The following is a 24,647-nucleotide window of genomic DNA, read 5'->3' on the forward strand; positions in this document are numbered from 1 at the left end:
TCTCCGTAAAAAGTTTGATGCTGTGGCATCCGAAATGCCCTAAAAATGTGTTGCTTTTGATTGGGGCTCTGGCTTGTCTTTCCTTTTCAAAGAACAATCTGTCGTTATTTTCGCGACTTTTATATACTAACACCGGAGCGTTATTAAGTCAATAACTTTTTTCAGCTGCCTGAACAGCCCGCCGCTCTCTTTACGGCGACAAAAAATAATATATCATCGTTTCTTATTTGTACGCAACCCATTTTTATATTTTCTTTTAATTTTTTATATAAATGCCGGCTTTCGAGTCAGAAAGCCGGCAGAAAACTGTCTACTCTTCGTGAGAAACCTGGCTGCGCATTTGCGGAAACAAGAGCACATCTCTGATAGAAGCAGAGTTCGTTAGCAGCATCACCAGCCGGTCAATGCCTATACCGAGCCCTCCTGTTGGTGGAAGTCCGTATTCCATTGCTTCAAGATAATCGTAGTCCATCATATGAGCTTCTTCATCTCCAGCTTCTCTTTCTTCCACCTGTTTTTCGAACCGCTCCCGCTGATCTACAGGATCGTTTAACTCACTAAAGGCGTTTGCATGTTCACGTCCTACAATAAATAATTCAAAGCGGTCTGTAAATCTGGAATCTTTTTCATTTTTCTTTGCAAGCGGAGAAATAGCGAGCGGATGACCGTAAACAAAAGTAGGCTGAATTAGTTTTTCTTCCACAAAGTGCTCGAAGAATTCGTTAACCACATGACCAAAGGACATCGTTTCCCGAATAGGCACATTATGTTCTTTAGCCAGCGCTCTGGCTTCTTCGTCACTCATTTCCTGCCAGAAATCCACGCCGGTTTCTTCTTTGACAGCGTCTACAATGTGCATTCTTTTCCACTGATTACCGAGTTCAATCTGTTCGTCTCCGTATTGGAGCGTGGTACTCTCAAGTACATCTTCTGCGATCTGTACGATCAAGCTTTCGGTCAGGTCCATAATATCTTCATAGTCTCCGAAGGCTTCATACAATTCCATCATAGTAAATTCAGGGTTATGGCGGGTGGAAATACCTTCATTCCGGAAGACGCGGCCAATTTCATATACTTTTTCCATGCCACCGACAATCAAACGCTTTAAATGCAATTCAATCGCAATACGAATGTACAGCTCCATGTCTAGAGCATTATGATGAGTAACAAACGGACGCGCAGACGCTCCGCCCGGTATTGTATGCAGCATCGGTGTTTCTACTTCCAAAAAGCCCTGACGGTTCAAATGATTTCTCATGGATTGGATGATCTTACTCCGCATGATAAACGTATCTTTCACTTCGGGATTTGCAATAAGATCTAAATAACGCTGGCGGTAGCGCTGTTCAATGTCCTGAAGTCCATGGTATTTATCAGGCAGCGGGCGAAGAGCCTTTGTTAAGAGCGTTACTTCTGTGGCCCGCACAGATAATTCCCCTACATTTGTTTTAAATGCACGGCCGCGCACCCCGACAATGTCTCCAATATCCATATCCTTAAAGCCTTCGTATGCTTCGTCGCCGACTTCGTCTTTCCGTACGTAAATCTGAATCTGCCCTTCAAGATCCTGCAGGTGGGCAAATCCTGCTTTCCCTTTTCCACGCTTAGTGACCATGCGCCCCGCTATCGTAATATCCGTATTTTTTTCGCTCAGCTCTTCCTTAGAGAAGGCGTCGAACTCCCGGTGCATAGTTTTTGAATCATAAGTACGCGCGAAGCGTTCTCCAAATGGGTTTTTCCCTTCATTAATCAGCGCTTCTCTTTTTTCACGCCGTACACGGAACTGGTCGTTCAGCTCTTGATCCTGGCTCATAGTAGTCTCCCCTTTAGATCGCTTTTAATTTTTTCTTCTATTATATAATACCTTTTGTTTCCAGTTTTATTCCAGCACTCATAAACAGAGCGGCTTCCCTGGAAGAAGCCGCTCTGCGTGCAAATGCTTATGCCATACTGGGAGCTTCCGTAGAACCGACAAAATTATATAGTGTTTCCGCCACTTCATCGCGTGTATTCAGTTCATTTACTTTACCCCGTACCTTAGAGCCGCCGTGCATGCCCTTTAGATACCAGGCCACGTGCTTGCGCATTTCCCGCACAGCCACATCTTCACCTTTCAACTCTATCAAACGATCCATATGCACGATACACACATCCATTTTTTCCTTTGGAGTTGGTTCTTCTTCTACAAGCTTTCCTGTCTCCAAATACTGTACTGTCCGGTAAAACATCCAAGGGTCCCCGAGAGCGGCACGGCCGATCATGACTCCGTCCACTCCAGTCGTATCAAGCATCGCCTGGGCGTCCTGGGGAGTAGAGACGTCCCCGTTGCCAATTACCGGGATGTTCACGGCGTCTTTTACTTCCTTAAGTATTTCCCAGTTTGCCACACCTTCATACATCTGCACCCGGGTGCGCCCGTGTACCGCTACGCCTTCGCCGCCGGCTGCCTCAATTGCCTGAGCATTCTCCACAGCCAGTATGTGCTCGTCATCCCAGCCCATCCGCATTTTTACCGTTACGGGCTTATCTACTGCGTTCACAGCTGCTTTTACCATTTGATAGATTTTATCCGGATCAAGCAGCCACTTGGCCCCTGCATCACACTTAGTGATTTTCGGCACAGGACAGCCCATATTTATGTCAATGATATCTGCATTGGTATGCTGATCCACTACTTCAGCAGCCCCGGCCATCGTTTCTTTGTCCCCGCCAAAAATCTGGAGACTGAGCGGCTTTTCCCTTTCATCCACGTAGAGCATCCGCATCGATTTTTCATTTTCATGCAGTATTGCTTTGTCGCTTACCATTTCTGCGCACACAAGCCCTGCTCCAAATTCCTTCGCAATCAGCCGGAAAGCAGGGTTGCTGACTCCTGCCATCGGAGCAAGCACCACCGGGTTATTCATTTCTATGTCACGAATTTTTAACACCACAGCAACCTCCTATGTGTTGTCTTTATTTTTCACGCGTCGTTGTTTTCTATTGACAGCTCGCCCCAGTATACTACGTCAGCCCGTTCTTTCTCTGGCAGATTTTTTACATACCAACGAACCGTCTTGTCCTCGTGAACAAAACGGTCGGGGGCAATATCAAAAAAGGGGACCAGAACAAAGGCCCGCTCAGTTAACCGGGGATGCGGAATAATTAAATGCTCCTTGTTCATATTTTCTTCATCATAGATAAGAATGTCAAGGTCCACCGTTCTCGGCCCCCATCGTTCTTCACGTATGCGCTCAAGCTCATGCTCGATCCGGTGAAGCGCCTCCAGCAGTTCTTCCGGTCCGTAATCAGTGCTCCATTCAGAAACCATATTCAGAAAATGCGGCTGATCGACCACCCCTACCGGTGCGGTTTCATACACCGGGGAAAGCTTTATCAGCTGCATCTGCTTCTCCTTTTGCATAGCCTGAACCGCCCGCTTTAAATACTCTTCCCGTTTCCCGAGGTTTGACCCCAGGGCAATAAAAACCTGGGGCATTACGGACGAACCCTGGTCATTTCAATGGCAACATGATCGTAGTGTCCCGGAATTGGAGGATCCGGTTTAATCACTTTTACATGAAGCTGCTTAACGATTTCAAAACGCGCAAATATTGTTTCAGCGATTTTTTCAGCAATAGTTTCTACCAGCCGGAATGTTTGGTTTTCCACGGCATCTTTCACCGCTTCGAATGCTTCGGCATAGTTAACGCTTTTTTCTACGTCATCCTCTGCCGCTGCCGGCTTTAGATCCGCTTCGAGTACTAAATTGACGCGAAAGCGCTGGCCGAGCCTGTTTTCCTCCTCAAACACTCCGTGATAAGCGTAAAACTCCATTCCCTGTAAATGAATTTTATCCAACCGAATGCTCCTTTCTTACTCCGAGCATAGCGTCCATCATCCGGGCTACGCGCGTCATTTCTTTTACGTCATGCACACGGACAATATCGCACCCGCGTTCAATACCAAGGCTTACTGTAGCGCCTGTTCCTTCTACCCGGTCGTCGGCAGGAAGCTCAAGCGTTTTTGATATGAGCGATTTACGGGAGCTGCCAAGAAGTACGGGATACGAAAGCGACGTAAACTGATCCATTTTCCGCATCGCTTCCAGATTCTGCTCATAGGTTTTTGCAAAGCCTATGCCGGGATCCAGAATAATACGGTCTGCTTTGACTCCGGCCTTCTCGCAAATGGCTATGCTTTCATAAATATCCTGAATCATGTCCGGCATCAAATCCTGGTACTCAGTATTATCCCGGTTGTGCATCAAAATTATTGGCACGTCGTATTCAGCTGCTACCCGGGCCATGTCGGGATCTGCTTTTGCTCCCCACACATCATTAATGATATCCGCCCCAGCTTTAACAGCTGCCTCGGCGGTGGACGCTTTATAGGTGTCCACGCTGATAGGTACGCCTATACGGCTCCTCAGGGCTTCGAGCACCGGGACAATCCGCCGCTGCTCTTCTTCTGCTTCTACAAATGCCGCCCCGGGGCGTGTGGACTCCCCGCCGATATCGATAATATCCGCTCCGTCCCCCACCAGTTTTTCTGCCTGCGCGACAGCATGCTCCACCTCGCTGTAACGGCCTCCGTCAGAAAAGGAATCCGGCGTCACATTTAAAATCCCCATGACAAACGTTTTTAAGGAAAAATCAAGCTCCCAATTCTTCCATCGCATTACCTGATTGCGCATTTTCTCTCCTCCCTGCCGTGCCAGCTGTTATTTTCTCTCTCTTTCTTTCTGGTAGCGGCGGTGCAGCAGCCGGGCCGCTGAATAGCTTGGAAAATAATAATCCCCAAGGGCACGGACCGCTGCAATTTCCTGAATAGAATTCGTGACAAACATTTCTTCTGCCGTTTCTATATCCTGCGGGAGGAAGTGGCCTTCCTCCACGGTGTAGTCATTTTCATGTGCTAACTGTATCACAAATTGACGGGTAATGCCGTTTAAAATACCTGTCTCCACTGCCGGTGTATACAAAGTATCTCTTTTCCGCCAGAAAATATTGGACACGATGCCTTCTGCAGCATATCCCCCGCTATTGACGAAAATACCCTCCGCCGCCGGACGGTCTTTTATTTCCTGCTTGGCGAGCCAGTTGTTCATATAATGGTGGGACTTCATGCGTTCCCGGCCTTCCGGACTGTTGCGCCTCAGCTGAAGCCATAAGGCGTCCTTTTGCATAGGTTCTGCTCCCGCTGCCGGAAGCGGCTTCATGTAAATAACAATAACCGGCTCAAGATAGGGAGTCGTTTGAAGCCCCAGACTTCCGGGCCCTGCGGATACATTATATCGTACGTAGGCATTCTCTAGCCCATTGGCGTCGAGCAGCTGCTGAATTTCTCCCTCCACCGTTTCGCGTTCATAGCGGAAGACAATGCCGAGCTCTTCTGCGCCGGCTTCGAGCCTTTCCATATGAGCATTCAGCAAAAACGGGTGCCCGTTATACACCCGAAACGTCTCAAATAAGCCGAGCCCGTACATAAAACCGTGATCAAACACAGAAAGACGAGCTTCGCCCGCCTTCTTTACCTCACCGTCTATATATACATACAATACTACAGCACCTCTTCCGACTGCCGGTGCCGATCCACAAAGCGCTTGAGCATCTGTTTCCCTTCACCGGTCATAATCGATTCAGGGTGAAACTGCACTCCTTCCACAGGAAGGGTGCGATGGCGAATACCCATAATCTCCCCGGCGTCCGTTTCAGAGGTGATGTCAAAGCAGTCCGGCAGTGTTTCTCTTTTCACAATTAACGAGTGGTATCTTGTAGCCGTCAATGGATTTGGAAGATCGGTATAAATACTCACACCGTCATGGTGGATCTCCGATGTTTTTCCGTGCATCAGCCGTTCCGCCCGTACAACATCGCCGTCAAAAGCCTGCGCAATCGCCTGATGGCCGAGGCAGACACCAAAAATCGGGATTTCACCGGCAAAGCGGCGTATCGCTTCGACGCTGATCCCCGCCTCATCCGGACTGCAGGGCCCCGGGGAAATCATCAGAATATCGGGATTCAAATGGGCAATCTCCTCCACCGTGATTTGGTCGTTGCGCCGCACTTCGAGTTCTTCTCCCATTTCTCCGAGGTACTGCACGAGGTTGTACGTAAACGAGTCATAGTTATCAATCATTAAAATCATGCGAAAATCTTCCTTTCTATTCTAGTCTCAGCTCTGCTCGTGGGTGATGCCGGCCTCTGCTTCACTCTGTCTTTTCGCTTCCCATAACGCTTTGGCTTTTTTGATTGATTCTTTGTATTCTGCTTTTGGATCAGAGTCGATAACGATCCCGGCCCCTGCCTGAACATGGGCGTACCCGTCCTTGGCAAGCATGGTGCGGATAGAAATGTTCAGCTCTGCATCCTTGTTGTAGCCGATCCAGCCAAGCGCTCCTGTATAAAAACCCCGGCGTACCGGCTCGAGCTCTTCAATAATTTCCATTGTCCGTACTTTCGGAGCACCGGTGATCGTCCCTCCCGGGAACACTGCCCTTATCATATCATACACCTGCTCTGTTTCAGCAAGTATTCCTCTTACATTAGAGACAATATGCATCACGTGGGAATACCTTTCCACTGCCATTAATTCATCCACTTTTACAGAACCATAGCGGCAGACACGGCCCAGGTCATTTCTTTCAAGATCGACAAGCATGACATGCTCGGCCCGCTCTTTTTCCGTGCCCATCAGCTCCTGTTCAAGCGCCATATCCTCCTGTTCGTCCTTCCCTCTCGAACGGGTTCCAGCAATCGGGCGGGTGGACACCTCCGCACCCCGTTTTTTAACCAGAAGCTCCGGGGAGGCACTGACCGTCTGCCAGTCCGGTGTATGCATATAGCCCATATAGGGGGAAGGATTCAGCTCTCTCAGCTTTTGATAAATATGAAAGGCAGAGGTATGCAAAAGTTGTGTCTGGCGAGTGGATAAATTCACCTGGAAGACATCCCCCGCAGCAATATACTCTTTAATCTGCTCTACTGCTCCGCCGAACAATTCCCCGGAAAAGGAGGGCACCGACTTTTCGGCAGATACAGCCCCCTTCGATTCTGAACGCTCCTGTCCGGCAGACCTTTCTGCCGCCTCCATCCATGTTTTTTTCCATTTCTCGACGAATTTAACGGCGTCTTCCCCTTCAGCATGTAAATGCCATACCCACGTTTTCCCGGTTTTTTTATCATGAATGAAAAACAGGTCATACAGTAGAAAATACGCATCCGGCATCCTAAGGTCATCCACCGCGAGTTCCGGCAGCTGTTCAATATAACGTACATAATCGTAGCTTATCTGGCCTACCGCTCCCCCCTGGAACGGCGGCAGATCCGGATCCTCTGGAAGATTGTACGGCTCCATCCATTTTGCCAATGCTTCAAGTGGATCTCCTGCATGCATTTCAGTACTTCCATGTCTATGAAGGCTCGTCTCTCCATCTTTCCCTTCCACTACCGCAAAGGGGCAAAGGCCAGCGATATCGAGTTCGCCCTGACGTCCACTTTCAAGCAGCACATGGTAAGGTTCTTCCCTGGCAAGAAAGTCGAACGCCTGAAAAAACTGGTCATTCGTCTGAAAAAACGACGTCGTAGTCTGTGTATATGATTCTCCTGCTTGAGGCCCTCGGGCCAGTCGCTCATCCATTATGTGTATGCCCCCGGTTTCATCCAATTCTCTCTTTTTTTACAGAAAATTCTCTTTACATTTCTACCAAGTCTACGAAATTTTTTATAAAAAAACAATCAGAACGCTGCGTTTGCTTCATTACCCTTTTTCGTTTCCATTCACTCCAAATAAACCAAAGCGCCTCATTAAAGCTATTTCCATAAAAAAAGCCCGTCCCTTTTTGAGGGTACGGACTTTTAAACGTTTTTTATCTCAGTCTACAGTGTCTTCAAACTGGTAAAGAGGCGTACTCAAGTAGCGCTCTCCGTTACTAGGAATAACAGTCACGACCTTTTTGCCTTTGCCGAGCTTTTTCGCTTCCTGAAGAGCCACATAAATAGCCGATCCGGAAGAAATACCGCCCAAAATGCCTTCCTCGCGGGCAGCGCGGCGGGCATATTCAAACGACTGCTCCGTGGTTGCTACCGCTACTTCATCGTAAATGTCTGTATTCAGCGTACCCGGTACAAAACCGGCACCGATGCCCTGAATTTTGTGAGGGCCTTTATTTCCGCCGTTTAAAATTGGGGAATCTGCCGGCTCAATACCTACAATACGCATCTCCGGATAGTGCTCCTTCAAAAGGCCGCCTGCACCGGAAATCGTGCCACCAGTCCCGATTCCGGAAACGAAGGAATCAATCGGCCCGTCAATCTGCTCCAGCAGTTCGCGGCCGGTAGTTTCACGGTGGATTTTCGGATTGGCTTCGTTTTCGAACTGCTGCGGCATAAAGTAGCCTTTTTCTTCAGCAAGCTCATTCGCTTTAGAAATCGCACCACCCATGCCGTCAGGTCCTGGTGTAAGCACCAGTTCCGCACCGTATGCACGAAGAAGATTGCGACGCTCCATGCTCATTGTTTCCGGCATTACCAACACCGCCGGATAGCCTTTGGCAGCAGCTACCATCGCAAGGCCGATGCCTGTGTTACCGCTTGTTGGTTCAACGATTGTATCCCCTTCTTTTAAACGGCCATCCCGTTCAGCAGCTTCGATCATAGCAAGACCAATACGGTCTTTAACACTGCTTCCTGGATTCATATACTCAAGTTTCAAATAAACATCTGCATCATTTTCCCCGGTTAAACGGTTTAGTTTTACTACGGGAGTATTTCCAATGAGTTCTGTAACGTTATTTGCAGCCTTCATTCATGCTCCTCCTTCAAACACCAAGTAAATTTATTGGTTTTATTATAATTTAATCGTACCAATTTGGTCAACTTCTGTCAATCTGTAGATCAAAAGGCGCATAAATAATCTAGGAGCGGTTTTCAATTTCAGAGGTGCGCTCTTTCAAACGCTCCAGATCATCCACATCCAGGTGATAGACCTCGTTACAAAAGTGACAAGTTGTCTCGGCTCCCCCATCCTTTTCAATCATATCCTGGAGCTCGTCGGTGCCAAGAGAAATAATCGCATTTTCCACCCGCTCCTTGGAGCACTGGCAGGAAAATTGAACCGGCTGGGTATCGAGCACATTCACTTCTTCACCGAGGATAATATGAAGAATTTCCTCCGGGGTTTTACCGTGTTCAATCAGCTTGGAGACCGGTGGCATCTGCTGTATCTGCTGCTCAAGGCGCACTACATATTCTTCCTCTGCATCAGGAAGAACCTGAATAATAAACCCGCCTGCTGCTTTTACAGAGTTATCCGGGTTGACAAGCACTCCAAGACCGACAGACGAAGGCAGCTGCTCGGAATTCGCAAAGTAATACGTAAAATCGTCTCCGAGTTCACCGGAAACAATCGGAACGTTGCCGGTAAACATGTCCCGCATGCCAAGATCTTTAACGACCGATAAGGTTCCTTCTGTTCCGACGGCACGGGCTACGTCCAGTTTACCGCTATCGTTCAAATCGAAGTGAACCTGCAGGTTGTGGGCATATCCCCTCGTATCACCCGAAGAGTTACTGTCGACAATAATTGGACCCATCGGCCCATGCCCTTCAATTTTAATGGTCAGTTTATCGTCGCCTTTAAGCATCGCTCCCATCATGGAACCCGCTGTCATCGCCCGGCCTAAAGCCGCCGAAGCAGTCGGCCATGCCTGGTGGCGTCTGACCGCCTCATCCACCATTTCTGTCGTGTGTACGGCGTAAGCACGAACCTGATGATTAAACGCTGTTGCTTTTACTAAATAATCCTTCATTGATTTAATTCCTTCCTTTCCACTCTTGCTCTCTATATCATAATATTATCTTTGAAAACCTGATACATAGTATTGTACAAAACCAATTGAAAAACAACTAATCCGCTCGCATGCTTTCTGTTTATGCTATACCGCAGAACGTGCGGAGAAAAACATCCGCTCTCTTTTAAGCATACAAAAAAGGATGCCCGCTTAAAGGCACCCTTTCTTTCATGCTAGTCACGACGGTTCGTATCGTCGCTGTCGGAGCCCGAGTCCGAAGAAGTTGTCGTTTCTTCAGAAGAGGTTTCCTCCGAAGAAGATTCACCGCTGTCATCTTTTAGGACGTGGTCAGCCTGCTCCTCTTCATTCTTTTGCTCTTCGCTTTTCGTAGCACCCATCTCTTCATCCGATTTATTCGAATAGTGATCCTCTGGAAGCTTGCCATCTTCAACAAGGGAACGGATCTGCTCTGCATCCAGCGTTTCCAGCTCCAGAAGGCTTTGGGCTACAAGCTCAAGCCGGTCTTTGTACTGCGTAAGAATCTGTTTACAGCGTTCATACGATTCCATAATGATTCTTTGCATCTCATTATCAATTTCGTGAGCGATAGCGTCACTGTAATTTTGTTCGTTCTGCATGTCACGGCCGAGGAATACCTGGCCGCCGCCGCTTGAGCCAAACTGCAGCGGGCCGAGCTTTTCACTCATACCGTATTCGGTAACCATGCGGCGGGCGATATCTGTAGCACGCTGGAAGTCATTATGAGCACCTGTACTCACTTCGTTAAACATAACTTCCTCTGCCACACGGCCGCCTAACAGGCCGACAATTTTATCGAGAAGCTCCGGCTTGGTCATAAAGTAACGATCTTCCTTCGGAAGCATCATTGCATAACCGCCGGCCTGGCCGCGCGGAACGATGGTTACCTTGTGCACCATATCCGCGTTTTCAAGCTTCATACCAACAACTGTGTGCCCTGCTTCGTGGTGCGCCACGATGTTACGTTCTTTTTCTGAAATAACGCGTGATTTTTTCGAAGGACCGGCAATAACGCGGTCAATCGCTTCTTCCACATGCGTCATTCTAATCTTCTGCATATCAGCACGGGCTGCCACAAGCGCCGCTTCGTTCAGAAGGTTTTCGAGGTCCGCCCCGGTAAAACCAGGCGTACGCTGTGCGATGGCCCGGAAGTTAACGTCTTCTGCAAGCGGCTTGTTGCGCGCATGCACCTGAAGGATTTCCTCCCGGCCGTTTACATCCGGACGGCCGATAAGAATCTGACGGTCAAAACGTCCTGGACGGAGAAGTGCAGGGTCGAGTACGTCGGCACGGTTAGTCGCTGCAATGATAATGATACCTTCATTGCCGGCAAAGCCGTCCATTTCAACCAGAAGCTGGTTCAACGTCTGCTCCCGTTCATCGTGGCCGCCGCCGACGCCGGCACCACGCTGTCTTCCCACTGCGTCAATCTCATCAATGAAAATAATACACGGTGAATTTTTCTTCGCGTTTTCAAAAAGGTCACGTACACGGGAAGCACCGACACCGACAAACATTTCCACGAAGTCTGAACCACTGATGGAAAAGAACGGTACGTCTGCTTCTCCGGCGACCGCCTGGGCGATCAGCGTCTTACCTGTACCCGGAGGACCGACAAGAAGTACGCCTTTTGGAATACGGGCACCGATGTTGGAGAATTTACGGGCATCTTTCAGAAAGTCAACGACTTCTACAAGCTCCTGCTTTTCTTCCTCCGCACCGGCTACGTCTTTAAAACGCACCTTCTTTTTGTCTTCCTGGTACATCTTCGCCTTACTTTTACCAAAGTTCATCATCTTGCTGCCGCCGCCCTGGGACTGGCTGAGCAGGAAGAAGAACAGAAGGAAGATAATGATGAATGGAATCATCGTTGTAAGGAAAGTAACCCAGCCGCTCGTTTCTTCTTCCGGCTGCGTATCAAATTCGACAGCGTTGCCGTTAGGCCCCTGTGCTGTCTGCAGCTGCTGTGTTGATTCATCTGTCATCGGAATATACGACTCGTACGTTTCCGCATTTTCAGTATCTTCACTGGTGGCAGCTGTTACATTGTAAACTCCGCCCTCGGGCTGGAGCGTAATAGTAGCAAATTCGTTCTCACTAAGACGTTCATTGAACTCTGTACTGCTGATTGTATTTGTATCTGCACCATCGTTTTGGGCAAAGCTGATAATCCCTATAATAACCAGGAATAAAAAAAGCCAAAACACAGTGTTACGAAAAATTCGGTTCATTCCTGACCTCCTCCTGCATACATCGAAAGCTGCAATAATAGTATCATATTCACTTGTCTGTTCCTAATCATCCGCCTTGATAAATCTCGGGCTTTAATACACCAATATACGGCAGATTCCGGTATCTTTCTGCGTAATCCAGACCGTAGCCCACAACAAATTCATCCGGCACTGTAAAGCCAACCAGGTCTGCGGTAAGGTCCACTACCCGTCCCTCCGGCTTATCCAGGAGCGTTACCACTTTTAACGACTTTGCTCCCCGGGTCTGCAGGAGGCTGATTAAGTATTTAAGCGTGCGCCCGCTGTCAATAATGTCTTCAAGTATTACGATGTCTCTGTCGTAAACCGTTGTATCCAGGTCTTTGATAATTTTAACTTCCCCAGTGGAAACCGTGCCCCCGGCGTAGCTTGAAACGTCCATAAAATCCATCTCAAGATGAATGTTCATGCGCTTGACAATATCAGCCATAAAAGGAAGTGCTCCTTTTAAAACTCCGATCACTAAAGGAAAACGCCCGTCATATTCTTCCGTAAGCGTTGTGCCCAGTTCTTTAATTTTTGTCTGCAGTTCTTCTTCCGAGATTAATATATCCTGTATTTCGTCGTGCATCTGAATGTCTTTACCCTCCCAAGCGAATTTCATTCTTTCATCCGGGCTGAATTTTAACAGCCGCTGTTTTATTTTATAAAACTATAGTCACAAAACAGAAGCATTACAACCATGTTATAAGCTGCCATTGTTAAAAATGGTCCATTTTCAATCATAGCACGTATAAAGGGAATTTGCTTCCCTGCACAACAAATTTTCCGAAATTGTCACTTCTTATTTCACGTGCCTGCCCAGTGCTTTTTCCATACGAAATAGGCTGATTCTTTTTCATAGCGAAAGGAGGCACGCAGGCCGGGGAGCCATAAAATAGTCCCTTTTTCATCTGTAAATACGGGCCGGTGCGCACGTTCATGCTTTGGAACTTTTTCGTCTATAAACAGACGATGAATTTTTTTCGCTTCCTTCATGCCTGGTATATGTATTCGGTCCCCTGCGCGCGGGGGTCTTACGTATATCGGGAACGAAAGAATTCTTTCCGGGACAGCCACCCACCAATCCGCATCCTCCGGACGGTCACGACTTACCCTGACGACCCCGGGGCCGTATTTGTAGTTACCGTAGTCAGAAATACGGACCAGTTCAGGAAAAGAAGGGCCGGATTTTCCCCTGCATAAGAATTCCAGCCTATCGTAAGATTTGCGGACCAGTATCCCCCCGGGTAAATGAAGCTCTCCTGAAGCGCCGGCGGCAGAAGCCAGACTGATACAGGAATCCACCAAAGAAGCCGAAATACCTGTTTCTTCTGCAGAAAAATAATAATTTAATAGTAGCGAAACCGTTTCCCTTTGTAAAGCAAGAGGGGTTTCATGAAAAAAATCCATTCTTACAGCTGCATAATTAAGTTCCAGCTTTTCTCCGTAAAAATCGAGAGAAGCACCTGCCTGGCTGCGCATATAGTTTTGCTGTTCTTTATGCCATTCATATTTTTTCTGCATGTGCTGATGCACTGAAGGAAATTCATCTGTCAGCGCCGGAATGACGTGGCGGCGCACCCGGTTGCGCCTGTAATCGTCCGTAGCATTGCTTTCATCCTCCACGTAAGGTATGCCGTGCTCTTTGCAATAGAGCAGAATTTCTGTTTTTTTCACACCAAGCAGAGGACGTGCAATTTTCAAACCGTTCATTGCACGCTTCGGGGCAATTCCTTCTTCACCGAGTAGCGACCGGCCCGAAGCTGCCTGCATGATCATCGTTTCAAGCTGATCATCTGCATGATGGCCGGTCATCAGAACGCTGTAGTCAAAATGTTCCATAGTGCGGAAAAAGAAATCATACCTTTTTTTCCGGGCCACTGCCTGTGTCGCCTTTTCATCAGGGGTTTCTTTCATAAACATTGCCGCCGAAAAAAAAGGCAGCTGCTGATGCTCCGCCCACGTCCGCACCATCTGCGCCTCGGATTTCGATGTTTCCGGACGGAAGCCATGGTTTACATGCGCAATTCCCAGGGTGAATTCATATTTACTCTGTAAGCTTTTCAGGATGGACGCAGCTGCCATGGAATCCGGGCCCCCGGAGACCGCTGCGAGTACTTTCGCTCCCGGCGGTATCATTTCCCATCTGGTGATCCATTCTTCAACGATGTGTTTCATAACGCTGGCCCACCCCTTTGCCAACAGAAAATACCGAAAATGCGAACACGAGGCCAGCCGCAATTGCAATGGCCTGAAGCACTGTTTCCACGCCCTGCTCCAGTCCGTATAAATACCGTTCCTGTACGAATGCAAGCATCGTTTCATACGCCCTGCTGCCAGGGATCAGTGGAATGATTCCCGGGAGACTGAAGGTTGTCACCGGGACTTTCATAAACCGGGCAAACCATTGGCTGACAAACGAAGCAAAAAATGCAGCTACCGCCGCCGCAAAAACGAGCGACAGGCCTAAAACCGGCATCAGTGAATAAATCGCCCACGTACCTACACCGATAAACCCGCCCCACCAGACGAGCCGGAGCGGAATATTAAAAATAATCGCAAAAGCGATCGTCGCGACAAAACAAAGGCCCAGCTCTAATGCAAACATCGCCATCGTTATTTCCCTCTTTTCCTCAGTCTATACGAAAAAAATTGTGAGTGCTACTGCCACACCGCCTGCTATAGACATGCTTGAGACAGCCGCTTCGGCGCCCCTTGCTACTCCTGCCACCAGATCTCCCGACATTAAATCACGCACCGCGTTCGTCAGCGGCACACCTGGTACAAGAGGAATAATCGTGCCGATAATTACCTGGTTGGTATTCATTACAAGTCCCATCTGCACCATCAGCATGGCTATTAAAGCACCCGTGAATGAGGCCAGAAACTCCGAGAAAAACTTCACTTTCAGCCTCATTTGGTAGCGTACGAGCGCTACCGCTGTCACGAGTCCGCCAAGTGCGGCCGGCAGCATATCCATAATGCTCGAGCCGATCAAATAAGAAAAAGCGCCCCCGCCAATACCGGAAGCCAGGTAAATGAACCATACAGGATAATTCATCGGTGATTCTTCGATTTCTTTTAACTGCTTCTTTACTTCCCTTGAAGTAAGAAGACCACTCACGTATTCCCTCGACAGCTGGTTGACTGAGGTCACTTTGCTCAAATCCTGGTAACGCTCCTCAATTCGGAGCATCTGTATATGATCACGCTGGTCTACAGGCGATTTAAACGACAAAAAGATAGCTGTTGTCGTCACAAATGTATTCACCTGCTCCATTCCGGCAGCCCGGCCCATTCTCCGCATTGTGTCCTCTATCCGAAACGTTTCTGAACCGTAGCGGAGCATAAGCTGTCCGGCATGCAGACACATAGCCATAATGTCATCTGCTTTTTCCACGTGCCTCCCCGCCCTTCCTCAATTAATATGTAAATGTGCTTTCGCTTAAAGTATAGAATACTCGCCAGCGGAACAAAAGTAGTTTTCAGCAGTGAAACCGCTTTAATTATCTGGAACAAAATAAAACCACTGCCCAATTGGCAGTGGAAGCATTCAAGTTATAATTTGGTAGCGGCGGAGGGGATCGAACCCCCGACCTTACGGGTATGAACCGTACGCTCTAGCCAGCTGAGCTACGCCGCCATTTATTGCGACATTCACGATTATAAATTGTTTTTGTATTAAAAGTCAATATGCGCTATGAAATTAATTTCTGCTGAAGCATTTCCCCAAACAAAGAGAGCCTGCCGTGCGTTGGCAGGCTCTCTCCAGGGTTGGAAGCTTTCGGCATTACTTGCGGGATTTTTTTCCTCGTTTTTCAGTTTGCTTACGGATAGTGGCCAGGCGTTCTTCACTGTCTTTCATGAAGCTGCTCATTTTGTCTTCAAAGCTTGCCGGACGCTGCTGCGGAGGCTTCGATCCTCCACGTGGCCGGTCTCCCCCGCTTTTTGGGCGACCGCTGCCGCTGCTTTTCGGGCGTTCTTCCTGAGGACGGTCCTGCGCCTTACGGATGGAGAGTCCGATTTTTCCATCATCCTCTACCTTCATCACCTTTACTGTCACTTCATCCCCGACGGACAGAAAATCACTGATGTTTTCCACGTATTTATCCGCGACTTCACTAATGTGAACGAGACCTGTTTTTCCCGGCTCCACTTCTACAAAAGCGCCAAACTTCGTAATGCCGGTAACCTTGCCCTGTATCTTGCTGCCCACTTCAATTGCCATCTAAAAAATGCTCCTCCTTATGGATCCTATATGAAATATAAAAAGAGATTAGTGCAAAAGAAAGAGAAACGCCTTACGTTTTCAATTTCTCTGTGTCCAAGTAATTATACTCGAAGCCAAAAAACAATGTCAATTAGATGAATCGCTTTCCGGAAGTTTATAAAGCGTTTCCCCTTCTTTAGTTAAATAATACTCTTCCCGGGCGACTTCTGCTATGTAATCAAGGTCGTTGTAATCCTCCACCTGCTGATTTAAATCCGCTTCTTTATCCTCAAGGTTCGCCATCTGCTCTTCCATCTGATGCTGCTCCTCATTATTGGCTGCAATGGTTTGCCACTGTGAGAACAAAGTAATTCCCATTAATATGACGACAAAGGCAGTAACAACGGTTAAAGCAGTCATTCTTTTTTTCAATCCACGGCGCTGCTTCTGTACTGAGGCTTCTTTACGGGCATCTGTTTGTGTCTGCTGGTGGGAGTGCGGTCTATGAATGTTTGTTACTTTTTTCTTTTCTTCAATCAATCAAGAGCTCCTCCTTCGCTTGTCTCTGCAAGCTTTGTTGTAAAACAAGCGCTTTATAAACCGTTTACGATTTTAGTTATGTTAATCATAACGGAGCAGCGAAAGAGTTTCAACACGGTTTTTCCTCTTTATTACAGTTTTTCGCTTTATTTTTTCTGTTTTCGCAGGTTTTCTTCCATACTAAATAATAAAGCCGCCCCAAAAAGGAACGGCCGTTCGTATTATTTGCTTTCTTCTTCCATCAGTGTATACATCGATTCTGCTTCATCTTTTTTCGTTGTATCTTTAATAGCTTCCACTCTTAATTTTAATGTCTTCGAAGCAAAACGTACGATGATTTCATCCCCAGGCTTTACTTCCGTTCCGGCCTTCGCCTGATTACCGTTTACCGTAATGCGTCCCTGGGCAGCTACTTCCTTTGCAAGAGTTCTTCGCTTAATCAGCCGGGACACCTTTAAAAACTTATCTATTCTCACCGTTACCGTTCCTCCTTCTTCGCTTCCTGCCACCATGCTTCCGCTGTCTGCAGAAAGTTTTCTTCCTTCCAGTGCCGGTTTTCTTCATTCATTTTCTGTTCAATGTAGGCAAAACGACGGAAAAACTTCTGGTTCGTCTGTTCGAGCGCTTCCTCCGGATGTACGCGAAAGAACCGGGCAAGATTAACGAGCACAAATAAAATATCCCCAAATTCCTTTGAGCTGTTTTGTTCGTTTTCTGCACGAAGCTCCGCTTTCCATTCGTCTATTTCTTCGTGGAGCTTGTCCCACATCGGAGCATCATCGCCCCAGTCGAACCCGGCCTTTGCTGCCTTTTTCTGAATTTCGTAGGCTCTCATTAGTGCCGGCATTGCCTGCGGAATATCCGCCAGTACAGAATCTTCTTCGCCATCTTTGCTTTTTTCAGCTTTTTTAATCTGTTCCCACTGCGTGTTCACTTCTTCCGGGGTAGCCGCCGCTGACTCTGCAAACACGTGCGGATGCCGGCGGATCATTTTTTCCGTTACTGATTCCACCACATCATCAATGGTGAAAAAGCCTTCTTCTTCCCCAATTTGAGCATGAAGCATCACCTGAAGCAAAATGTCCCCCAGCTCTTCCTGCAGGTTGTCATCGTCTTCAGCATCGATGGCACTTAATACTTCATAGGTTTCTTCGAGCAGGTATTTTTTCAGCGATTGGTGCGTTTGTTTCTTGTCCCATGGGCACCCGTCCGGAGCCCGGAGAGAGGCGATAATGCTGCGCAATTTGTCCCAGTCTCCGAACCGGGCCGAAAACGGCAGCGGCGGCACGTAAACGGACATTAGATTATCGACAAAATCTTCGCGGTCAAGCTCGTACAGCGGCAGCTTCTGAAGCAGTTCTGTTCCGGTTCCCGCTCCGGAAATCATGTGTACGGTGTGCTCTTCCGGATACAGCTCCATCAGCGTCAGCTTCACCTCTGAAGCTGTCATACGATCGTACACCTGGGTGAGCAGCAAATGGGTGGAGGTCTGCACGTCTTCTCTTTTCAGCGCCGTCGCATCCAGCAGCTGGAAGCCTTCACTCGGATCCAGCCGCAGGGATGCAAAGACAGGGTCTAAAAAGCTTTGTCCGCCCACGATGTCCACCCGGCATTTTTCGGCCTTTTCTGCTTCAAGCAGGTGCTGCACCACCATTTCTGCCACTAGCGGATGACCCGGGACTGCGTAACAAATTTCCCCGGAAGCTTTGGAAGCCATAAGCAGCTCTTCCGTCATTATTCCGTATGCCTCTTCAAACGAATCTGTCTGTTCGTAGACCTGGTCAAAGGTTTTATGCGCCGGCAGCTCTTCCTGAAGCTCTCTGACTACCGGGTGCTCCCTGGTACGTAAATACAGAGAGGAAGCTGCGCGGAGACGACGGTAAACGTCCAGGGGGAGCTGCCCGGCATCTCCTGCTCCGAGCCCTAAAACGGTAATAACTGGTCGCGTGTCTGCATTATTCATTAGGAAGTCCCCCTCTTTTCATTCTTATTTCCGCCTGCGGAAAATATGTTCCACTCCTGGCGTTCGAAAAGTTTTAAGCCTTTGACAAGAGCAAGGCACAATGCCACGCCGGCCCCGGCCAGACCCAGGGCCCACATGCCAGCGACCGTCCGTGCGTCTACGCTGGCGGCAGGCAGCTGCAGCATCCACAGTCCAGCGCCAAGCAGGACTAAAAGAGTCACCCAGCAGACGCACCACCTGGGGGAAGGCCAGGAAATCAGCCGGTACTTCTGCAGAAGCGCTCCCTGCAGAAGGCTCGTAACAGCAAGGCCGCCGATCGTTGCCGCAGCTGCACCAACTGCGCCAAAGGACGGTATAAGCACTATATTTCCGACGAGCTTTATGATTCCTCCAGCCACTATTGATCCGGCAGCTATCCGGACATAGCCTCCCCCCTGGAGAATCGCGTTCGCAGTTACAATCCATCCGCTAAACAGAAGTGAAATAGCGAGCGCAGCCATAAGCTCTGTTCCCCTGCTGTTTTCAAACAGCATCACATTCACAAAGTCAGCTACTGTATAAAGGCCTACAGCCGCCGCTCCGCCGATAACCAGACTGATCCGAAGAGCAAGCCCACCGAGGAAAACTCCTTCCTGTCCGCGCAACGAAGGGAGTACAGCTGCTGCGAGCGCCGTAGATACTACCGTGCCGAACTGGAGAAGCGGCTGTGCCCGGTCCAGAACACCCTTCGTTTCTTTTGCATCCTGTCCGGAAACACCGTAAGCCTCAAGGCCGGGGACTACAGTAAACGCATCTATCCATTGATAAAATAAAAACACCATTGCACCGAGACAGGCAACTACTCCCGGGATAAGCAGTTTTTTCACCATTGTTTTATACTCGTTTCCGGCTTGCCGAAAAAGAAAAGGCAGGGGTTTGCGACGATGCTGAAACCACCAGAGAAGCAGCAGAATCAAAGCCCCAACACCGGCGCCTGCTATGGAAGCTCCCATAGCTCCGGCACCTACGTTATATACCCCCTGCCCAGCCGATACTGCTGCCCAGGCAGACAACAAAATAAAGGTTACCCGGCACACCTGCTCTACTACATGCGATAAAGCTGTCGGCTCCATTTTCCCTCTCCCCTGGTAATATCCGCGTCCAAGCGAAAGTACAGGAACGAGGAGAAAGACGAATGAAGTCATACGAAGTACCGGCGTAAGCTGTTCATCTCCCATGAATCCAGCCACCACGGGCGCAAAAAGAAACAGAAGCACAAAAGCCGATACTCCTGCAGATATCAGCACCACTCCAGCCGCTTTCATCGTTTCAAGCCGGTCGGATGCTTTTTTCTGCTGTATCATTTCACCAGCCAGTACAGCCGGAAATCCGTAAAGAGCAAGAATCATCGCTATACCGTAGAACGGGTACACCTGCTGGTAAACATAATACCCAATATCCCCGGTCATATTCTGGTATGGAATCCGGTAAACAGCGCTGAATACTTTTCCTATCAGGGCAGCTGCTGTCAGCAGGGAAACGCTTTTTAGTAAACGCGCGAAAGAGCGTTTGTCATTTGTCATCTTCGGTCCCTTCCATCCGCCCGCTCTATTTCGTGGACGTTGTTTCTTCCGGCTCTTTTTTTGCTTCCTGTACCCCTTTTACGACCGCCTGCACAGAAGTGAGTATTTTCATTTCTTCGAGCCGCTGGTGCTGCACTGATATCTGAATCTTTTTCCCGCTGGTCCCGATACCTATATGACGTCCCAGATCATTTACAAGTCCGAACAGCGAAGCACCATCTGCTTCACTGCTTGCTTTTTCACCCACTAGAATAATGGTTTTGTTAGCCTCCTGGGAAACCGACTCCACTCCGGAAGCTTCCGCGCGCAGACGAATATTACTGAGAATAAACAGCTTTTCCACTTCCACCGGGTATTCCCCGAAGCGGTCGATCATCTCACTCTGCAGATCTTCCATATCCTCAAGTGTCTCAAGCCCCCGGAAGCGTTTATACATCTCTATTTTCTGCTTGGAGTCGTCAATATAAAAGTCAGGGATGTAGGCATCTGCTTTCATATTCATCTCCATCTCCGGCTCCTGCTGCTTCGGCTTATCTCCCTTACGTTCTTCAATAGCTTCTTTAAGCATCTGTGAGTACAAATCAAAGCCAACGGATTCAATGTAGCCATGCTGCTCTGCACCGAGCAGATTACCCGTGCCGCGGATGGAAAGATCTCTCATGGCAATCTTAAAGCCCGAGCCGAGCTCCGTAAATTCCTTGATCGCCTGCAGCCGCTTTTCCGCAACCTCAGAAAGCACTTTGTCGCGCTGGTACGTGAAATACGAATACGCTACGCGATTGGACCTGCCGACCCGGCCGCGGATCTGATACAGCTGAGAAAGTCCCATCCGGTCAGCATTGTTAATAATAAGCGTATTCACGTTCGGGATATCGACTCCTGTTTCTATAATCGTTGTTGTGACCAGTACATCCTTGTTGCCCTCTAAAAACTCCACCATGACTGATTCAAGCTCCTGCTCGTTCATCTGTCCGTGAGCGTAGGCGACCTCTGCTTCCGGCACAAGCATCGAAATCTGGTCAGCCATCCGGCTGATATTATCCACCCGGTTATGCATAAAGTACACCTGGCCGCCACGGCTGATTTCACGTTCTATGGCTTCTTTAACGAGCGTCGGATTGTATTCCATCACATACGTCTGTACCGGAAAACGATTTTCCGGCGGGGTCTCAATAACTGAAAGATCACGAACACCGAGCATCGACATATGCAGCGTTCTTGGAATCGGCGTCGCCGTCAGCGTTAACACGTCAATGTTTGCCTTAAGCCGTTTGATTTTCTCTTTATGAGTAACTCCAAACCGCTGTTCTTCGTCGACAATCAGCAGACCTAAATCATGAAACTGTACGTCCTTGGAAAGCACACGGTGCGTGCCGATCACAATATCGACGCTTCCTGCCTTCAGTCCCCGGGTCGTTTCGTTCTGCTGTTTTTTCGTCCGGAAGCGGCTCATTAAGCCGATGTTGATCGGCTGGTCGGCAAAACGCTCTGTGAGCGTATCGAAATGCTGCTGGGCCAAAATCGTTGTCGGCACCAAAATGGCCACCTGCTTGCCGTCCATTACTGCCTTGAACGCTGCCCGTATTGCCACCTCTGTTTTTCCGTAGCCGACATCCCCACACAACAGGCGGTCCATCGGACGTTCGCGCTCCATGTCTTCACGGATTTCTTCAATTGCTTTTATCTGATCCTCCGTTTCCTGGTAAGGGAACGTAGCAGCAAACGCCTGCTCTTCCATCGCATACCGGTTAAAGGCGTGCCCTTTCGTAGCCTCCCGTTCTGCATACAGCTTGATCAGGTCGTCGGCGATGTCTTCCACAGAGGACTGTACTTTGCGTTTTACACGCTTCCAGTCGTTGCCGCCGAGTTTATAGATTTTCGGATCCTTTTCTTCTGACCCCACATACTTTTGAACCTGGTCAATCTGTTCGACCGGCACATACAGTTTATCGTTGCCCGCATAGGACACGTTTAAGAAATCCTGGTGCACTCCTCCAACGTCCAGAGTTTCCATCCCCAGGTATTTCCCGATGCCGTGGTTCACGTGAACCACCAGGTCTCCCACCTGCAGCTCCGAATAGCTCTTGATACGTTCGGCATTGTTCAGCTTTTCCCGGCGTCTTGAGCGGCGCACCTGCTTGGTGAACGTCTCCTGCTCTGTAATGACGGCAAGCTTCTCCAACGGCAGTTCAAATCCGCTGTCGAGCCGCCCCTGCACAATAGCAGGCCGTCCCGGCGTAAACGGTCCATCCTTGTCTGCGCGCTCTGCTTCTACTCCGTAATCATCGAGAATTCTCTGCAGCCGTTCGAGCCGGTCTTTGGTCTCAGCGGCAAAAACGATACGAAATCCACCGTTCTGCCAGCGTTCAATTTCATTTTTCAGTACCGGCAGCTGGCCGTGGAACTGCTGCATCGCCTTGCTCGTGACGTTCGCCACCCGGCGCGGGTGAAACTCGGATAAACTGCGGGTGAATAAAGAAAAAAGCACCTTCGGAAAATCGATGTTTTTCATAAGCGCATGGAACGGCACCGAAAGCTGCATCTCTACCGGCAGCTCCCCCTGCTCCACCATGTTTGTCCGCCATTCTGCCTCTTCTTCATCCAGCCGTTCTGCTGTTTCCTGTACCCGGCTCACTTCATCGATAAAAAAGACCGTTTCCGGGGAAAAATAATTGCTCAGGGTAGCCGGCTCTTCATAGAAAAACTGCATATATTTGTACAGACTTTGAAAACGTACGTGCTGCAGCAGCTGCTCCCGCTCTTCCGACAGGCGCTCCTGCACCTTCTGTTTCACGGTCTCGTCCTTGACCGTTTTCAGCGTTTTGCCCAGGCTTTCCTCAAGCTGCGAGGCTGCGCGCTGAAACTGTTCCGGATAAAGTATTGTCTCCTGAGCCGGGCTAATATTCACTTTAGTAATCTGTTCAATTGTCCTCTGGTCCTCCGGATTAAACAAACGAAGAGAATCAATTTCTGTATCAAACAGCTCCAGGCGTACCGGATTGTCCGCTGTAAGCGAGTAAATGTCAATAATACCGCCACGAATGCTGAATTCACCGGGAGCCGCCACCATATCGGCCCGCTGGTAGCCGGAAGCATAGAGAAATTGCTGAAACGCATCCAGATCAAGATCGTCCCCGTTATGCAGCGGCCACTGGGCTGCTTCCCAGACAGCAGGCGGAGGCAGCAGACGGCGCAGCCCGGCCACCGGGCTTACAATAATTCCGTCAAAGCCGCTGACCAGACGGTCGAGCACTTCAATCCGCTGCGACCTCATTTCCGGGCTCGCTACCGCAATTTCAGCAGAAATAAGCTCATTGACCGTATAAATTAATACGTCCTTTTCTGACCATTCCAACAAATCATCGTACAGCTTCTGCGCCTGATACAACGTATGCGTCACTACCAGCTGAGGCTTTTGCGTCTTCTCCTGGGCAAGCGTCATAAATAACGTTCTTGCCGAGCCGCTGAGCCCTGAAATCAGCTGCTCCGAAACCCCGTTCTGGAGGTCGCTGATAACTGCGCTGATCTCCGGATTGGAGGCCAATATCGATGGTAAACCCTTCATGCTCGTTCCTCCCTGTTTATGGCGATCTCTTTTTTTTATCAAGCAAAAGGGGAGCGGAACCTGGCAGTCCCACCCCGTTTTATTAATTAAACTCGTTCATCACTTCATCAAATGATTTACTGCTCCATGCTTCCGCCGAGGCTGCGGCCTTTTTGACTGCCTCATCCATATGCTTTCTCTCTTCCGGTGGAAAGGTGCCGAGAACATAGTCGATCACAGACGCCTTCTCCGGCTTTCCAATGCCAATGCGGAGCCGCTTGAATTCCTTCGTACCCAGATGTTCAATTAACGAGCGTATACCGTTATGGCCGCCGTGCCCGCCTTTTTTACGCAGGCGGACCGTGCCGGGAACGAGATCCAGGTCATCATACACAACTAGAACGTCTTCCGGGGACGCTTTATAAAAATCAAGCATCGGGCCTACCGCTTCTCCCGAAAGATTCATATAAGTCAAAGGCTTTACCAGTATCACTTTTTCGCCCCCTGCCATTGTTTCGGCAGTTTCGCTCCTCCACTTGCTCTTTTTCCATGACAGCTTCCACATGGAAGCGAGCTCTTCAACAGCTTCAAATCCGACGTTATGACGTGTCTTTTTATATTTTTTTCCCGGGTTGCCTAACCCGACAATAAATTTCATGCTGGTCCCCCGCTCTGCCTCGTACGTATAATGTTCAGGCTGCTTCTTCATATTGTACTAAAAAAACTGCTTCTTGACGTTTAAAACGATTACAGTGCTTGTCTTAT

At 48.9% G+C, this 24,647-nt stretch carries 22 protein-coding genes and 1 tRNA gene; all 23 read right to left on the reverse strand.

Annotated features, from left to right (window positions below):
- Positions 1–310: 310 nt before the first annotated feature.
- The gene (gene lysS / locus ACTRXI_RS03685; protein WP_474261147.1) at positions 311–1,813 is read right to left on the reverse strand and encodes a lysine--tRNA ligase; all 1,503 of its coding nucleotides are present in this window, start codon (positions 1,811–1,813) and stop codon (positions 311–313) included.
- 127 nt (positions 1,814–1,940) lie between these two features.
- Entirely contained in the window at positions 1,941–2,930 is a 990-nt protein-coding gene (gene dusB / locus ACTRXI_RS03690) for a tRNA dihydrouridine synthase DusB (protein ID WP_322525259.1), read from the reverse strand.
- Positions 2,931–2,962: 32 nt separating this feature from the next.
- Entirely contained in the window at positions 2,963–3,478 is a 516-nt protein-coding gene (gene folK, locus ACTRXI_RS03695; protein WP_474261148.1) for a 2-amino-4-hydroxy-6-hydroxymethyldihydropteridine diphosphokinase, read from the reverse strand.
- The gene (gene folB, locus ACTRXI_RS03700) at positions 3,478–3,840 is read right to left on the reverse strand and encodes a dihydroneopterin aldolase (protein WP_474261149.1); all 363 of its coding nucleotides are present in this window, start codon (positions 3,838–3,840) and stop codon (positions 3,478–3,480) included. The genes folK and folB overlap by 1 nt, the downstream gene beginning before the upstream one ends.
- Positions 3,833–4,675: a dihydropteroate synthase gene (gene folP / locus ACTRXI_RS03705; protein WP_474261150.1), complete on the reverse strand. Its 843-nt coding sequence runs from the start codon at positions 4,673–4,675 to the stop codon at positions 3,833–3,835. Before folP ends, folB begins: the two co-directional genes overlap by 8 nt.
- Before the next feature lie 27 nt (positions 4,676–4,702).
- Positions 4,703–5,539, reverse strand: coding sequence for an aminodeoxychorismate lyase (pabC, locus tag ACTRXI_RS03710; RefSeq protein WP_474261151.1), 837 nt, complete (start codon positions 5,537–5,539; stop codon positions 4,703–4,705).
- 2 nt (positions 5,540–5,541) lie between these two features.
- Positions 5,542–6,129 carry an aminodeoxychorismate/anthranilate synthase component II gene (gene pabA / locus ACTRXI_RS03715; RefSeq protein ID WP_474261152.1) on the reverse strand — a complete coding sequence of 196 codons (588 nt, stop codon included), beginning with the start codon at positions 6,127–6,129 and terminating at the stop codon, positions 5,542–5,544.
- Positions 6,130–6,156: 27 nt separating this feature from the next.
- A complete protein-coding gene (locus ACTRXI_RS03720; protein ID WP_474261154.1) occupies positions 6,157–7,620 on the reverse strand; it encodes an anthranilate synthase component I family protein in 1,464 nt (487 codons plus the stop codon).
- A gap of 234 nt (positions 7,621–7,854) precedes the next feature.
- Positions 7,855–8,787, reverse strand: coding sequence for a cysteine synthase A (gene cysK / locus ACTRXI_RS03725; RefSeq protein ID WP_474261155.1), 933 nt, complete (start codon positions 8,785–8,787; stop codon positions 7,855–7,857).
- Positions 8,788–8,896: 109 nt separating this feature from the next.
- Positions 8,897–9,790: an Hsp33 family molecular chaperone HslO gene (gene hslO / locus ACTRXI_RS03730; RefSeq protein ID WP_474261156.1), complete on the reverse strand. Its 894-nt coding sequence runs from the start codon at positions 9,788–9,790 to the stop codon at positions 8,897–8,899.
- Positions 9,791–10,005: 215 nt separating this feature from the next.
- A complete protein-coding gene (gene ftsH / locus ACTRXI_RS03735) occupies positions 10,006–12,042 on the reverse strand; it encodes an ATP-dependent zinc metalloprotease FtsH (protein ID WP_474261157.1) in 2,037 nt (678 codons plus the stop codon).
- Between the two features lie 67 nt (positions 12,043–12,109).
- Positions 12,110–12,652: a hypoxanthine phosphoribosyltransferase gene (gene hpt, locus ACTRXI_RS03740; protein ID WP_027847186.1), complete on the reverse strand. Its 543-nt coding sequence runs from the start codon at positions 12,650–12,652 to the stop codon at positions 12,110–12,112.
- 218 nt (positions 12,653–12,870) lie between these two features.
- Entirely contained in the window at positions 12,871–14,241 is a 1,371-nt protein-coding gene (gene tilS, locus ACTRXI_RS03745; protein ID WP_474261158.1) for a tRNA lysidine(34) synthetase TilS, read from the reverse strand.
- The gene (locus tag ACTRXI_RS03750; protein WP_022792856.1) at positions 14,225–14,677 is read right to left on the reverse strand and encodes a threonine/serine exporter family protein; all 453 of its coding nucleotides are present in this window, start codon (positions 14,675–14,677) and stop codon (positions 14,225–14,227) included. The genes tilS and ACTRXI_RS03750 overlap by 17 nt, the downstream gene beginning before the upstream one ends.
- Before the next feature lie 24 nt (positions 14,678–14,701).
- The gene (locus tag ACTRXI_RS03755) at positions 14,702–15,463 is read right to left on the reverse strand and encodes a threonine/serine exporter family protein (protein ID WP_322525270.1); all 762 of its coding nucleotides are present in this window, start codon (positions 15,461–15,463) and stop codon (positions 14,702–14,704) included.
- 166 nt (positions 15,464–15,629) lie between these two features.
- Positions 15,630–15,706 (reverse strand) — tRNA-Met (locus ACTRXI_RS03760).
- Positions 15,707–15,853: 147 nt separating this feature from the next.
- Complete coding sequence (locus tag ACTRXI_RS03765) at positions 15,854–16,291, reverse strand: S1 domain-containing RNA-binding protein (RefSeq protein WP_322525271.1); 438 nt, start codon at positions 16,289–16,291, stop codon at positions 15,854–15,856.
- 129 nt (positions 16,292–16,420) lie between these two features.
- Positions 16,421–16,813: an FtsB family cell division protein gene (locus ACTRXI_RS03770; RefSeq protein WP_474261159.1), complete on the reverse strand. Its 393-nt coding sequence runs from the start codon at positions 16,811–16,813 to the stop codon at positions 16,421–16,423.
- A 221-nt stretch (positions 16,814–17,034) separates the two neighbouring features.
- Positions 17,035–17,289, reverse strand: coding sequence for an RNA-binding S4 domain-containing protein (locus ACTRXI_RS03775; protein WP_091615012.1), 255 nt, complete (start codon positions 17,287–17,289; stop codon positions 17,035–17,037).
- A gap of 2 nt (positions 17,290–17,291) precedes the next feature.
- Positions 17,292–18,776, reverse strand: coding sequence for a bifunctional methyltransferase/pyrophosphohydrolase YabN (yabN, locus tag ACTRXI_RS03780; protein ID WP_474261160.1), 1,485 nt, complete (start codon positions 18,774–18,776; stop codon positions 17,292–17,294).
- Positions 18,776–20,338, reverse strand: a complete 1,563-nt coding sequence (locus ACTRXI_RS03785) for a putative polysaccharide biosynthesis protein (protein WP_474261161.1) — start codon at positions 20,336–20,338, stop codon at positions 18,776–18,778. The genes yabN and ACTRXI_RS03785 overlap by 1 nt, the downstream gene beginning before the upstream one ends.
- Positions 20,339–20,363: 25 nt before the next feature.
- Positions 20,364–23,903: a transcription-repair coupling factor gene (mfd, locus tag ACTRXI_RS03790; protein WP_474261162.1), complete on the reverse strand. Its 3,540-nt coding sequence runs from the start codon at positions 23,901–23,903 to the stop codon at positions 20,364–20,366.
- A gap of 82 nt (positions 23,904–23,985) precedes the next feature.
- Positions 23,986–24,540 (reverse strand): aminoacyl-tRNA hydrolase, encoded by a 555-nt coding sequence (pth, locus tag ACTRXI_RS03795; RefSeq protein WP_474261163.1) that lies wholly within the window; start codon positions 24,538–24,540, stop codon positions 23,986–23,988.
- Positions 24,541–24,647: the final 107 nt, after the last annotated feature.

The organism is Marinococcus sp. LNHM4E3-1 (genome assembly GCF_056034405.1).